The organism is Corallococcus sp. NCSPR001 (assembly GCF_017309135.1).
In the GTDB taxonomy this organism is placed as follows: Bacteria; Myxococcota; Myxococcia; order Myxococcales; family Myxococcaceae; genus Corallococcus.
The window spans coordinates 5,386,680-5,398,504 of sequence record NZ_JAFIMS010000002.1 but is presented as its reverse complement, the minus strand read 5'-3'; the positions used below and the strand labels follow the sequence as shown (position 1 = coordinate 5,398,504).

General features: G+C 70.8%; 15 protein-coding genes. 8 read left to right on the top strand and 7 right to left on the bottom strand.

Translation table 11 applies throughout. The features are described 5' to 3' along the window. Together JYJ93_RS23835 and JYJ93_RS23830 are read left to right on the top strand one after the other, a co-directional pair. The gene (locus tag JYJ93_RS23835) at nucleotides 1–690 is read left to right on the top strand and encodes a hypothetical protein (protein WP_206794932.1); all 690 of its coding nucleotides are present in this window, start codon (nucleotides 1–3) and stop codon (nucleotides 688–690) included. A gap of 40 nt (nucleotides 691–730) precedes the next feature. Next, on the top strand, nucleotides 731–1,696 hold the full coding sequence (locus JYJ93_RS23830; RefSeq protein WP_206794930.1) for a hypothetical protein: 966 nt from the start codon (nucleotides 731–733) through the stop codon (nucleotides 1,694–1,696). Between the two features lie 16 nt (nucleotides 1,697–1,712). Here JYJ93_RS23830 and JYJ93_RS23825 read toward each other — a convergent pair whose 3' ends face one another. From JYJ93_RS23825 to JYJ93_RS23815, 3 genes are all read right to left on the bottom strand, one after another. Then, on the bottom strand, nucleotides 1,713–2,177 hold the full coding sequence (locus tag JYJ93_RS23825; protein ID WP_206794928.1) for a hypothetical protein: 465 nt from the start codon (nucleotides 2,175–2,177) through the stop codon (nucleotides 1,713–1,715). A 138-nt stretch (nucleotides 2,178–2,315) separates the two neighbouring features. Continuing rightward, on the bottom strand, nucleotides 2,316–3,704 hold the full coding sequence (locus JYJ93_RS23820; protein WP_206794926.1) for a sigma 54-interacting transcriptional regulator: 1,389 nt from the start codon (nucleotides 3,702–3,704) through the stop codon (nucleotides 2,316–2,318). 100 nt (nucleotides 3,705–3,804) lie between these two features. Continuing rightward, complete coding sequence (locus tag JYJ93_RS23815; RefSeq protein WP_014397120.1) at nucleotides 3,805–3,999, bottom strand: hypothetical protein; 195 nt, start codon at nucleotides 3,997–3,999, stop codon at nucleotides 3,805–3,807. A gap of 250 nt (nucleotides 4,000–4,249) precedes the next feature. Here JYJ93_RS23815 and JYJ93_RS23810 point away from each other — a divergent pair, with 250 nt between their 5' ends. Together JYJ93_RS23810 and JYJ93_RS23805 are read left to right on the top strand one after the other, a co-directional pair. Next, nucleotides 4,250–4,525, top strand: coding sequence for a hypothetical protein (locus JYJ93_RS23810; RefSeq protein WP_043321624.1), 276 nt, complete (start codon nucleotides 4,250–4,252; stop codon nucleotides 4,523–4,525). 57 nt (nucleotides 4,526–4,582) lie between these two features. Further along, nucleotides 4,583–5,317 (top strand): PHP domain-containing protein, encoded by a 735-nt coding sequence (locus JYJ93_RS23805; RefSeq protein WP_206794924.1) that lies wholly within the window; start codon nucleotides 4,583–4,585, stop codon nucleotides 5,315–5,317. Between the two features lie 5 nt (nucleotides 5,318–5,322). Here JYJ93_RS23805 and JYJ93_RS23800 read toward each other — a convergent pair whose 3' ends face one another. The 4 genes from JYJ93_RS23800 to JYJ93_RS23785 form a co-directional block, all read right to left on the bottom strand. After that, nucleotides 5,323–6,075 carry a hypothetical protein gene (locus tag JYJ93_RS23800; protein ID WP_206794922.1) on the bottom strand — a complete coding sequence of 251 codons (753 nt, stop codon included), beginning with the start codon at nucleotides 6,073–6,075 and terminating at the stop codon, nucleotides 5,323–5,325. A gap of 55 nt (nucleotides 6,076–6,130) precedes the next feature. Next, entirely contained in the window at nucleotides 6,131–6,334 is a 204-nt protein-coding gene (locus JYJ93_RS23795; RefSeq protein WP_120530714.1) for a hypothetical protein, read from the bottom strand. 82 nt (nucleotides 6,335–6,416) lie between these two features. Beyond that, nucleotides 6,417–6,755: a zinc ribbon domain-containing protein gene (locus JYJ93_RS23790; protein ID WP_206794921.1), complete on the bottom strand. Its 339-nt coding sequence runs from the start codon at nucleotides 6,753–6,755 to the stop codon at nucleotides 6,417–6,419. A gap of 25 nt (nucleotides 6,756–6,780) precedes the next feature. After that, on the bottom strand, nucleotides 6,781–8,019 hold the full coding sequence (locus JYJ93_RS23785; RefSeq protein WP_206794918.1) for a hypothetical protein: 1,239 nt from the start codon (nucleotides 8,017–8,019) through the stop codon (nucleotides 6,781–6,783). A 238-nt stretch (nucleotides 8,020–8,257) separates the two neighbouring features. Here JYJ93_RS23785 and JYJ93_RS23780 point away from each other — a divergent pair, with 238 nt between their 5' ends. The 4 genes from JYJ93_RS23780 (at nucleotide 8,258) to JYJ93_RS23765 (ending at nucleotide 11,823) form a co-directional block, all read left to right on the top strand. Continuing rightward, nucleotides 8,258–8,758, top strand: a complete 501-nt coding sequence (locus tag JYJ93_RS23780) for a transcriptional repressor (protein ID WP_206794917.1) — start codon at nucleotides 8,258–8,260, stop codon at nucleotides 8,756–8,758. 5 nt (nucleotides 8,759–8,763) lie between these two features. Further along, complete coding sequence (locus JYJ93_RS23775) at nucleotides 8,764–9,300, top strand: TlpA disulfide reductase family protein (RefSeq protein WP_206794914.1); 537 nt, start codon at nucleotides 8,764–8,766, stop codon at nucleotides 9,298–9,300. Between the two features lie 82 nt (nucleotides 9,301–9,382). Beyond that, nucleotides 9,383–9,664, top strand: a complete 282-nt coding sequence (locus JYJ93_RS23770) for a septum formation initiator family protein (protein WP_120551597.1) — start codon at nucleotides 9,383–9,385, stop codon at nucleotides 9,662–9,664. Further along, nucleotides 9,661–11,823 carry a diguanylate cyclase gene (locus tag JYJ93_RS23765; RefSeq protein ID WP_206794912.1) on the top strand — a complete coding sequence of 721 codons (2,163 nt, stop codon included), beginning with the start codon at nucleotides 9,661–9,663 and terminating at the stop codon, nucleotides 11,821–11,823. Before JYJ93_RS23770 ends, JYJ93_RS23765 begins: the two co-directional genes overlap by 4 nt. Nucleotides 11,824–11,825 lie beyond the last annotated feature (2 nt).

Sequence of the window (11,825 nt, the reverse complement as noted above, 5' to 3'; positions counted from 1 at the left end):
ATGAAGGCGATGCTCCTATCCCTGCTCTTCCTCGGCGCCGCGCCGTCCGGCCCCGCGCCGTCGTCCCTGCCTCCCGAAGCGCTGGGGGCCCCCCCGCTCGTGGACGCGTCTCCCACCGCGTGGTCGTGCACCATCGACACGCTGCGCGCGGGGAAGGAGTGCGTGTTCGAGGCGGAGATTCCGCCTTCCAAGGGCGCGAACGCGGACGTGGAGTCCGCCAACATCAAGCTGCTGAAGGACGCATCGCGCGCCCTCTGTTCGGAGGCCGTGAGCAACGCGCGGGACGGCGTGCCCGACCCGAAGCTCGTCGCCGTCTGCGAGCGCAAGTACGCGGACGTCGTGGGCCGCTGCGGCGTCGAAGGCAATACGCCGGTGGTGGATGCGAAGGGCCGCTTCGCCCCCGCGGCCCGCGCCTGCTACCGCGCGCTGTCCTCCGTGCTCCAGGACGTGCAGTTGATGGCCTCCGTGGCCTCCACCTGCTGTGAGTGCGCCGCGCGCAGCCAGTGCCCCGGCAACGGGGAGAGCTGCTACGCCGCCGTGTCGCGGCAACAGGCCGGGCCCACCACGCTCGCGTGCATGGACGAGCGCTGCCGCGACGCGTGCTCGATGATGCTGCCCTCGTCCGCGTCCATTCCTCGCCAGGCGCCGTCGCGCGCGGGCCAGCAGCACACCGACTCCGCCTCGCTGTAGCGCGCCCACCGAGCAGTCGCACTTCAAGGAGCCTCGCGCCATGCCCCGTCTTCCGATGCTGACCCTCCTGGGTGCGCTCGCCACCGGCTGCGGTGCCTCGCACTCCCACGTCGCGCTGGAGGACCGCGCCCTCACGGACTCGCCTCCGCCACGGACGCCGCCTCCCGCGCCCCGGAACTCCGTCGCCTCGGAGGAACCGCCTCCGTCGCCGCATGACGCCCGTGCGTTCCTGGCCCGCTACTCCACGCCCGCCGCGTGCGAGACCGCCGCCCGCAGGCTTCAGGCGACCTCTCGCGACGACGCGTGGCTCGCCCTGAAGATTTGCGCGGAGGGCCCCGGCTTCACCCAGCTGGGCGCGGTGCTGGGCAGCGCGTGGGCGGAGGACCTGCGCGTGCGGCCGGATGCCGCCAACCTCATCGCCCGCGTGGTGGCCCAGCGCGGCGGCAGCGTGGAAGGCGAGCTGCGCCTGCTCCACGCGCGCAAGGTGCCCATCTTCTCGCTCGCGTCCGCCGTCGCCCAGCCGGACACCTACCGCGGCCGCTACGTGCTCCTGCGCGCGCAGGTGGCCGACCAGCGCTCGGAAGGGGAGCGCCCCACGCTGTGGCTGGTGGAGCAGGGGCTCCAGTCCGTGGCCTCCCGCCGCGAGGTCGGCGTCGCCTACAACACGGACACTGTCATGGAGTCCTCCGGCGACCTGGGCGGACGCACGGCGCTCACCGGCGAGGGCCGCGTGGGCGGCTCCATCTTCACCCGCGAGAGCACCACCCAGTCCGCCTCCGAGCGCACCTACGACAACCTCTCCGAGGAGACCGGCCGCGAGGCCCTGGGCCGGCTGGCCGCGCCGGATCCCTTCCTGGAGACCCGCCGCGACTACGTCATCCTCGCGCGCTTCGACGGCCTGCGCGTCACCTCCGGCATGACCACCGACGACGAGGACGAGGGCCCCAAGATCCCCGTGCTCACCATCGTCAGCTACCACCTGCCGCAGGCGCTCGCCGTCTACTGACGCCAGCGCCCGTCCGTCAGCGCTTCACCGGCGCCACCGCCGTCAAATCGCGCGACGGCGTGCCGGAGTAGATCTCCACGTCGGTGGCCACCCACGACCCCAGCCGCTCACCGTAGGTCGTGTGCACCAGCACGCCCGGGCGCAGTTGGGCGCGGGCCACGCGCTTGCCGTCGCGCAGGATTCGCGTGGACGGCGCCACCACGAACGGCCGCTCCACGCCGTCGTCGTCGCGCACCGTGAAGCCCCGCGCGCCCGACAGCGTCACCGTGCCGTAGAAGTCCGGCACGGCCTCGGCCACCACCGAGCCCGCGCTGCCGCTCCCGCCGGTGCCTTCCTCCGTGGGGACCTCCGCGCGGGACGAGAACACCGCGAGCGGAGGCACCATGCCGCTCTCCGCGACGGCCCCGTCCCGCGACTGGCACGCGCTGACGCCCAGCACGAGCCCCCCAGCGAACAGCCACCTCCCCCATCCCTGGCGCATGGCACCCACCTCGCGAGCGTTGGTGCTCCCAAGATGGGGCGGAAACCCGATCCGACAACCACCCCCGACAGGGAGGCCCACCCCAGTGTCGCCCGGGCCACGAGGACCGCGACCGCGAGTGGGGGCAGGGGAGCGCCGTCAGTCCGGGCCGGACACCAGCCCGTGCTTTCGCAGGAGCTTACGCAGGTAGACGCGGTCGATGCCCGCCTCGCGCGACGCCTTGGAGACGTTGCCGCCGCATCGCTCGAGCAGCGTGCGCAGGTAGTCGCGCTCGAAGCCTTCGATGAGGCGCTCCTTCGCTTCCTTGAAGGGCAGCTCCAGCGCCAGCGACAGCGTGTCCTCCGGGTCCAGGTCCGGCGACAGGGCAGGGCGCGGGCGCGGCGTGTCCGGGAGCTCCGGCAGCGCGGACTCGCCCAGGCTCACCACCCGGTCCACCACGTTGCGCAATTCGCGCACGTTGCCCGGCCACGGGTACTGGGCGAGCAGGGCGCGCGTCTGGTCCGACAGGGCACTGGGCGGCTTGCCCATCCGCTCCAGCACGGTGTCGATGAGCAGCGGGATGTCCTCTGGCCGCTCGCGCAGGGGCGGCAGCGTCGCGCGCAGCACCGCGAGCCGGTGGAACAGGTCGCCGCGGAAGCGGCCCGCCTTCACCGCGCCCTCCAGGTCCTGGTGCGTGGCCGCCACCACCCGCACGTTCACCGAGCGGTAGTCGTTGGCGCCCACGCGCTTCACCTGCCGGCGCTCCAGCGCGCGCAGCAGCCGGGGCTGGACCTCCAGGGGCAGCTCCCCGACTTCATCCAGGAAGAGGGTGCCGCCGTGCGCGCGCTCGAAGGCGCCCGCCCGGTCCGCCTGCGCGCCGGTGAAGGCGCCCTTCACGTGGCCGAACAGCTCTGACTCCAACAACTGCGGCGCCACGCCCGCCAGGTCCACGATGACGAAGGGCCCCTTGGAGCGCCCGCCGTGCAGGTGCAGTCCTTCCGCGCACAGCTCCTTGCCGGTGCCCGTCTCGCCCTGGATGAGCACGTCGGATTCGCCCTGGGCCACGCGCTCCAGCAGCGTGAAGACCTCCCGCATCCGGCGGCTCTGGCCCACCAGGTTGCCGAAGCGTTCGCGGTTGGACAGGGGCAGGGCGTGCGCCTTCTCTGCCTCCGGCACGAGCTTCAGCTCCGTGGTGCCCAGCGTGAGCACCGCGCCGGGGCGCACCTCCAGGGTGGTGAAGCGCATGCCCTCGCAGAACGAGCCGTTGCGCGAGCCCACGTCCACCGCCTGGATGCCGTCCTCGCGCACGTCCAGCAGCAGGTGGCTGCGGGACACCGCCCGGTCCGCGATGATCACGTCGGAGCTGGCGTCCGCGCCCACCCGGTAGCGCCCGGGCGTCAGCGGGTAGCTCTGGCCCGCGTCCGGGCCGGACAGCACCAACAGCCGCACCCGCACCCGCGCCGAGCGCATCGCCGGCAGGGCGTCCGTGCGTAGCTGCCGGTCCTCCTCCCCGCTGTCGTCCCCGAAGCGCGCCACGGCGCGGACCATAACATACGGAAACAGAAAGGCCCGGCCTCCCCGCACGCACCGGAAGGCGCGTGGCCGGAAGAGGACGGGCCGGGAGGAGTCCAGGGGCTTGCCGCGGCGGTCAGGCCGGCGGCTTCGCGTGCTTGTAGAAGAGCACCAGCGTGTAGCAGTGGAACTCGTTGTCGGAGGACTGACACACGACCCGGTCCACGATCTCCAGGTCCGCGTTGCTCTTGATCCAGCGGGTGACGTTCTCACCCAACTCTTCCCGCTCCTTGGCCTTCGTCGCGGAGAAGACCTTCACGCCCGTGAACATCGCCTGCCACTCCTTGTGGGTGGTGAGAAAAGGCTTGACCGGGGGTTATCGCACACGCCGTTTCGGGGTGTCAAAAATGCTGCGGTCCAAAAGTCGTGATCCGCGAGGGAGCGGGGGGGCGCCACGGGGTGGGGGTTTGCAGGTGCACCGGCATGCATAGGTTCACCCGGTCGCACCCGGTTCGTGGATTGGGGCGGGGGCCCGGGGCCATTTCCGGCACGGGGCATGGGCGGAAAAAGGGGGCAGGACCGTGGACATGAAGACGAAGAAGGACCTGGCGGTCGATTTCATCAACACCATCCGCACCATGGAACCGAGTGCGCTCAACGCCCTCATCGTGAAGGAAGCGGGCGAGGAGCTGGCGCAGTTCTTCCTGAACTACAGCGCGAACCTCATCTCCAAGGATCCGTCCCGGGTGCTGGAGAACACGTCCTCGCTGATGCTGATGGGCTACCTCATCCGCACGTACGAGGAGAAGAACAGCCAGGCCAAGCAGGGCAACTTCCAGTCCTACGCGTACGCCTGAGGGCCTGTGCGCGCGGGCTCGACAGGCCCTGGGAGGCCTGTTAGGCACGCGTCGCCCATGCTCATCGACCTACACGCCCATTCCCACCTGTCCAAGGGGTGCGACCTGGAGCCGCGCGCCGTGCTGGAGCGGGCGGCCATGTTCGGCCTGGACGCGGTGGCGTTCACCGAGACGAACACCCAGGACGGCTGCGACGAACTGTTCGAGATCGGCGCGAAGTCCAAGGTGAAGGTCTTCGTGGGCCTGGAGCTCGTCACGGACCGGGGCCAGTACCTGTGCTTCTTCCCGAAGCCGGAGCTGGCGCCGGAGCCCGTGCAGATGTGGGGCAGCAACCGGGAGAAGCCCTGGAGCGCCGCCGAGTGCCTGCCCAAGGTGAAGGCGCTGGGCGCCGCCATCGTCGCGGCCCGCCCCTTCGACCGCGACGTGCCCAACCCCGCCATGGACTACGTGCGCTCGCTGTCTGGCGTGCTGTGCGCCGTGGAGGGCTACAACGCCAAGGTGAAGCAGACGGCCAATGACCTGGCCGTGGAGGCCGCGGAGGTCCTCAAGGTGCCCTGCGTGGGCGGCAGCGACGCGCGCGGCTCCCTGGACGAGATGGGCCGAGGCGCCACCTTCTTCAAGCGCGACGTGCTCACCCAGGCGCAGCTGGTGGAGGAGCTCTTCAAGGGCGACTACTGGCCGGTGATGGCCGGTGAATTGCCCCGCCTCACCCGTCCGGGAGAGGCCCAGGCCCAGCGCAAGGGCGGTGGCGGCGGCGGCAAGAAGCAGCACCGCCGCGGCGGCCGGCGCTAGGCGCCTCAGGGCAGGATGTTCTTCCCTGCCTCCTCCGCGCGCACCAGCCTCCCGTCGGTGAGGAACACCTTGCGGCGCTCGCCGGTGTAGCGCCACTCCTCGTTCTTCGCGGTGCCCTCCAGCGTGCGGCGCACGGACTCCGGTGGGCCCCAGGCCATGCGCACCGCGTCCGCGGGCATGTCCGGCACCAGCGTCTTGGTGCGCACGGCCTCCCTCACCGCCGTGCTGAAGCCGTTGAGCTGCTCCGTGAGCGGGTGGGGGGACAGCGTGCTCCCCAGCTCCGCGCGGAACGCGTCCTGCCGGTCGAGGTTGGGCGGCAGCACCATCACCACCTGCTCCCCCGCGGGGGCGCCCTCCACCGTCACGTACACCCACGGCCAGGTGCGCGGGGAGTACAGGACGCGCTCGGTGACGACCCACGCGGTGGGGAACTCCACCTTCGTGATCCGCACGCGCGAGCCGGCGGGGAGGGTGGCCTGGATGGGGCCGGGGTTGATGGGCTTGCCCTGGGTGTCATCCACCAGCCGCACGTCCTCCGGCGGGTAGGGCGTGAGCAGCCGCTTGGACGCGTCCCCGAAGAAGGGCGTCAGGTAGGCGGAGACGCGCAGGTACTGCTCCGCGTCCGGGCCGCTGAGGCCGCGGTTCAACGCGGCGCGGTCCTCGGGGGACATGCGGGTGGCGGACGCGCAGCCGATGGACGCGGCGGCCACGAGCGGCACCAGGAACAACGACGACAGCGAGCGGAAGGAACGCGGCATGGCACCTGGAGGCGCGCGGGGTGGGACGGCGCGTGCCTTCGGGTGTCTGCTTAGCCTAGCGGATGGCCTGCGTCAGCGCCGGCGTGTCCGTCGCCGCGAGCTTGCCGTTGCGGCAGCCGCGCTGCGGAGGACACACGGGCCCGCGGCCATGCGGATCCGCGACCAGGAGGAACCGCCCCTGCCCCCGCGCATCCGTCAGCTCCGGATGGCCGCACAGCGCGCAGTGGCGGGGGGGACGCTTCGAGGGAGGAAAGGGCACGCGTCAAGTCTGCGGCCTCCCCGCGCCCCCAGCGAATTTTCAGCCGGGGGCGGCAGGACGGTGGGACGTTGGAGCCTGGGCGCTACGACTTGTCGCCGGACGCGGACGGCGTGCTCGGCGCGGCCGCGGGAGCGCTGGCCGGCGTGCTCGTGCCGCTGCCCGACGCCGCGGTCGAAGACGACGCGCTCGACGACGCCGAGGACGAGGACGACGAACCGCCGCCACCGTCCTTCTTCGTGGAGCCGTACAGGTCCGAGTACCAGCCGCCACCCTTGAGGTGGAAGCTGGAGCGGCTGACCTGTTTGCTCAGCGTGCCCTGGGCGCCGCACGCGGTGCAGGCGGGGGGCGTCGGGTCGGACATCTTCTGCAGGACGTCGATGGTCTTTCCACAGGCCGAGCAGCCGTACTCGTAGATGGGCATGGGGTGGGTACCTCGTCTCGATGAGTCAGTTCGAAGGGGATTGGGCCTGGGCGGACAGCTGCTTGCGCAGGCCATCCGTCATGTTCAGGCGCTCGAAGGCGCGGGCCACCAGCTCCGCGGGTGCGCCATGCTTGCGCCCCACGACGTTGGCCAGCGAGTGGAGATCCGTGGCGTCCGGCAGGGCGTCCTTCGCCAGCCGCTCCAGCTCCTTGCGGAGCGCGTCGGCGAAGCGCTTCTGGATGCCCAGGTCCACCAGGTACTTGTCCCGGCCGAGCAGATCCAACCGGTGGGTGAGGTGGCCGGTGGCCAGCACCTCGTTGCGGAAGCGCTCGCGCAGGGCCTCCACCACCTCTTCCATCCTGAGCGCGTGCGTGAGCCGCTGCAACTCGCTGGGGGACAGGCCGAGCGCCCAGGCCACCCGGCCGGCGGCGCCGCGCTGGGATGCGTAGGCGGTCTCGATGTTGTGGCGCTCGCGGGCCTCCAGCGTCTCCATGATGCCGTGCTGGCGCAGCACGTTCTCCATGTCGACCTGGGTCATCTCACCGCGCGGGCCGTTGTAGCGGTGCTCCAGCGTGCGCAGGAGTGAGAAGCGGTGCTCCGTGGCCTCGATGGCGGCCTCCAGCGTCTCCTTGCCCTCGGCGCGCGTCAGTTCGAAGAACGACAGTCGCTGGGCCTCCACGCGGGTGAAGCGGCCGCGGGGGCGGGGCAGCTCGCGCTTGAGGAAGCGCGGGGCCTCCTCTTCCTGGGGAGCCTGGGTCGCCGGGGTGGGCGCGGCGGTGTCGGCGTCGTCCGCGTCGGTGGTGCGCTTCTTGGGCGCGATGCGCTCCTGGACGGCGGCGGCCTCCGCCTTCGCGCTCTTGCGGCGGCCGGTCTTCGCGTCCGTCTCCTCGGAGGGCGGGGTGGGGAGCGCGAACACGGGCGTCGTGGGGGCGGGCGCGGGAGGCGGCGTCTTCTCCTCGCGCACCTGGGCCAGCTCCTGCGCCACGTCGTAGTAGCCGCACTCCTGGCGCTGGGCCGCGAGCGCCGGCGTCACGCCGCGCAGGATGTCCACCACCGCGAAGGGCCCCAGGGGGGAGGTCTCCGGTTCACCGTCCGTGAGGGCGCGGACCCGGAAGTCCTCGTCCTCCGTGAGGAGCGCGAGCGCTTCACGGACCTGCTGTGCGGGGGCCGGAGCCTTCGCGCGTCGGCAGAAGTCCGACACCGCCACCGCCACCGGGGTGGGTACGTCATCGGGCTGCCGTCTTCTCTGCCAGGGACTGATCATGGAAAGGTTCGGAAAATTGCTCGTTTACGAGGGCGGATGCCTCTATCTTCGCGGCCAGACAGGTGTCAATGAGCCAGTCCGGCCTCAATGTAAACAGCCCACGCGCGGCGCAAGCCGAAGACTCCCGAGTCCATGGTAGTCAGCGGGGGAGCGGGCGCTTGCCAGGTCCGGCCGGCCAGAATGACTTGCGGGAGCAGGCATCCCCACCCCAACACATGGGGTGCTCCAGAGATTGCAGATGACGACCCATCACCACAGCCACTCCCACTCCCACGGCCCCTCGGACAAGGACAAGGACGAGGTGCTGGCGCGCTACATGGCCCAGCACGGCCTGAAGAGCACGCGTCAGCGCAGCCTCATCATCGACACCTTCTTCGAGGTGGGCGGCCACCTGTCCGTGGAGGAGCTGTGGAACAAGGTGCGCGAGCAGGACACCAAGGTGTCCGTGGCGACCGTGTACCGGACCATGAAGCTGCTCAACGAGTGCGGCCTGGCCCACGCGCGCAACTTCGGTGACGGGCAGACGCGCTACGAGGCGGCGGCGGGCCGCGAGCACCACGACCACCTCATCTGCACGAGCTGCGGCACCATCGTGGAGTTCGAGAACGACCGCATCGAGACGCTCCAGGACGCGGTGGCGCGCAAGCACGGCTTCACGGTGACGTCGCACAAGATGGAGCTGTACGGCCTGTGTCGCGACTGTCAGCTGCGCGGCGGCCCTCCGGGGTCCGAGGCCTGAGCGCGGTGAGCCCGGTGCGACGACGCACGCTCTCGCGAGCGGTGGCGCTGGGCGCGCTGTGCCTCCTGGGCTTGTTGGCGGGCTGCAGTCACGGCGGGCCGGTGGACGCCGGGCCCGCTTTCTACCGGGCGCTGTGGCTGCCGTCGGTGGGGCCCACGCGCTACGACCCGCGCCAGCTCCCGGGCAAGGTGGTGCTGGTGTCCTTCATGGCCACCTGGTGCTTCCCGTGCCTGGCGGATCAGCCCACGCTGACGAAGCTCCAGGAGACCTACGGCCCCCAGGGCTTCCAGGTCGTCGCGGTGGGGATGGACCTGGACGAGGGCAAGGTGCTGGGGCCGTTCGCGAACCACTACGCCTTTCCCTACCCGGTGCTCCTGTCCGATAAGCGGATGCGCGACGGCCAGAGCGCCTTTGGCCGCATCCGGGCGCTGCCCAGCACGGTGCTCCTGGACAAGCACGGCCGCGCGGTGGCCGCGTGGCAGGGCATCGAGGGCCAGGCGGACGTGGCGAAGGCCATTGAAAAGCTGCTGAAGGCGGACTGATTTTCCGCCTCCGCCCGGGTGCTACAGGGCTGGAGCGGAATAGTTGCGGGCAGGGGGGCCGCTGGTACCTTCGCCGGCGCTCATGACGTCCCGGCGAAAGCTCCTGATGGTGGCGGCGGTGGTGGCGGTGGCCTTGAGCCTCGCTTCGGTGGCGGACGCCAAGGGCTTCCGGCGCTACCTGCGCCTGCGGCAGGACGTGGAGGCGCTCGACGAGCGCAACCGCGCGCTGGCCGCGCAGAACGACGCGCTCCGCAAGGAGATCGCGGCGCTGCGCAAGGATCCGGCGACGCTGGAGCAGTCGGTACGTGAGGAGCTCGGCTATGTGAAGCCGGGCGAAATCGTCTTCCACCTGGAGTCGCCATGACCTCGCTGCCTGTGATGCCCTCTCCGGCGAAGCTCGTGCGCGCGACCTTCCGCGCCATCCCCGCGGCGGTGGCGCTGGCCACGTTCGTCCACCTGGCGCGCGGCGGCTTCCGGGGCCTGCACACGCTGGGGTGGACGGAGGCGGCCCTGGTGATGGGGCTGCTCGTCGGCATTGGCATGGCGGCGTGGCGCCGGGCCATGCGCTCCTCGGTGGGCGCGGTCATCGACCTGCGCGACGACCTGGAGCTGGGCGGCGCGCTCATCTCCGCGGCCTTCATCGTGGTGGCCATTGGCGGCGGGGAGCTGTTCCCCATCGTCTACCTCTTGATGGCGTTCCTGGTGGCGTTCCTGCCTCGCAACGCGGGCATGACGCTCCTGGGCGTGGCGCTGGTGTACGACGGTCTGGTGACGCTGGGTGGGCCGGTGGTGAACGTCACCGGGTTCCTGACGCACGCGGCGTTCCTGGCGCTGTTCGCGGGGCTGTACCACCTGGTGCTGTCCACGCGGATGTTGGTGGCGAAGCGGGCGGAGTCGGACGCGGTGCAGAAGCGCATCCGTGAAGTGGAGGAGCGCGCGCGCACCTTCCGGCTGGTGTCCTCCGGGACGCAGGACAGCTTCAGCGGGATGAACTCCGACGAGAAGTGGCTGGTCGCGTCGGTGAAGGAGATTGAAGGCGCGGTGCACGCGGCGCTGGAGATCGCGGAGACGGGCCTGCGCACGGACACCTGCGCGGCGTTCCTGCTCACGTCGGACGACCGGAGCCTGAAGCTGTACGACTGCCGCTCGGGTTCGGAGCGGGTGCAGCGTGAGAAGTTCAACGCGGGCGAGGGCATCATCGGCGGCGTGCTGAAGCGCCGCGCGCCGGTGCGGATGAACTCGCCGCAGGGGCTCAAGGGCGTCACCTACTACGAGGGCGGCGGCCCCACGGTGCAGGCGCTGCTGGCGGTGCCCATCCTGGAGGGCAGCGGGCTGGTGCGCGGCGTGCTGGTGGCGGACAAGCTCAAGAACGAGCCGTTCACGGACCAGGACGAGAAGATGCTGACCACCATCGCGGGAGAGGTGCTGCGCTCCATCGAGGTGGAGCGGGTGATGAGCTACATCCGCAAGACGCGCGACGAGAAGGACCGGTTCTTCCGGGCGATTGAGGAGCTCAACCGCGCGGGCAGCCCGGACCAGGTGTTCGTGGCGGTGCTGGAGGCGACGCGGCAGTTGGCGGGGCTGGACTTCTGCGCGGTGACGCTGGTGTCGGAGGTCGAGGGCAAGCGGGTGCACCGCGTGGCGCGGATGACGGGCGTCACGGCGCAGGGCAAGGCGCTGGAGGGCCAGACGTTCCAGGACAACAACGGCCTGGTGGCGAACGTGGTGCGCTACGGGGCGCCCTTGCCGGGGCGGGACATCAAGGCGATGGACCGCCAGGTCATCTTCGATGAAGAGACGCAGGTGCGCGGCCTGGGCGCGCTGAAGATCTTCCCGCTGGTGGCGGGGGACCGCATCCTGGGCACGCTGGTGGCGGGGTCGCGCAAGAAGGCGGCGTTCGAGCAGGACGTGCTGCGGATGATCGAAGTCATCGCCATCCAGGCGGCGCAGGCGGTGTTGCGCGCGCAGCTCTACGAGCAGATGGAGAAGATGGCGACGACGGACGGCCTCACGGGGCTGCTCAACCACCGCACGTTCCAGTCGCGCGCGGACGACATCCTGGCGCAGGCGCGGCGGTACAACCGCAAGTGCTCCATCATGTTGACGGACGTGGACCACTTCAAGAGCGTGAACGACACCTACGGCCACCCGACGGGCGACCAGGTGCTCAAGGGCGTGGCGCGCATCATCAAGACGCTGGCGCGGGACACGGACGTCGTCGCCCGCTACGGCGGCGAGGAGTTCGTGATGGTGATGCCGGAGACGGACGTGCAGGGCGCGAAGATCATCGCGGAGCGCATCCGCGAGGCGGTGATGGCGGAGGTCTTCCAGACGGAGATGGGCCCGCTGCGCATCACCATGTCGCTGGGCATCGCGACGTTCCCGGACAACGCGATGGAGAAGCAGCAGATGATCGACCTGGCGGACCAGTGCCTGTACCACTCGAAGCGCAACGGCCGGAACCAGTCCGTGACGGTGGCGCAGATGCAGGGTGGCCGGAAGCTGGCGGCGGTCGCGGAGTAGGG

Bases quoted from the DNA above. Each gene is read 5' to 3' on its own strand.
- JYJ93_RS23780 (WP_206794917.1), top strand. From the start codon at position 8,258: ATGACGACCCATCACCACAGCCACTCCCACTCCCACGGCCCCTCGGAC.
- JYJ93_RS23790 (WP_206794921.1), bottom strand. From the start codon at position 6,755: ATGCCCATCTACGAGTACGGCTGCTCGGCCTGTGGAAAGACCATCGAC.
- JYJ93_RS23820 (WP_206794926.1), bottom strand. From the start codon at position 3,704: ATGGTCCGCGCCGTGGCGCGCTTCGGGGACGACAGCGGGGAGGAGGAC.
- JYJ93_RS23835 (WP_206794932.1), top strand. From the start codon at position 1: ATGAAGGCGATGCTCCTATCCCTGCTCTTCCTCGGCGCCGCGCCGTCC.
- JYJ93_RS23800 (WP_206794922.1), bottom strand. From the start codon at position 6,075: ATGCCGCGTTCCTTCCGCTCGCTGTCGTCGTTGTTCCTGGTGCCGCTC.
- JYJ93_RS23815 (WP_014397120.1), bottom strand. From the start codon at position 3,999: ATGTTCACGGGCGTGAAGGTCTTCTCCGCGACGAAGGCCAAGGAGCGG.
- JYJ93_RS23765 (WP_206794912.1), top strand. From the start codon at position 9,661: ATGACCTCGCTGCCTGTGATGCCCTCTCCGGCGAAGCTCGTGCGCGCG.
- JYJ93_RS23830 (WP_206794930.1), top strand. From the start codon at position 731: ATGCCCCGTCTTCCGATGCTGACCCTCCTGGGTGCGCTCGCCACCGGC.
- JYJ93_RS23770 (WP_120551597.1), top strand. From the start codon at position 9,383: ATGACGTCCCGGCGAAAGCTCCTGATGGTGGCGGCGGTGGTGGCGGTG.
- JYJ93_RS23825 (WP_206794928.1), bottom strand. From the start codon at position 2,177: ATGCGCCAGGGATGGGGGAGGTGGCTGTTCGCTGGGGGGCTCGTGCTG.
- JYJ93_RS23805 (WP_206794924.1), top strand. From the start codon at position 4,583: ATGCTCATCGACCTACACGCCCATTCCCACCTGTCCAAGGGGTGCGAC.
- JYJ93_RS23785 (WP_206794918.1), bottom strand. From the start codon at position 8,019: ATGATCAGTCCCTGGCAGAGAAGACGGCAGCCCGATGACGTACCCACC.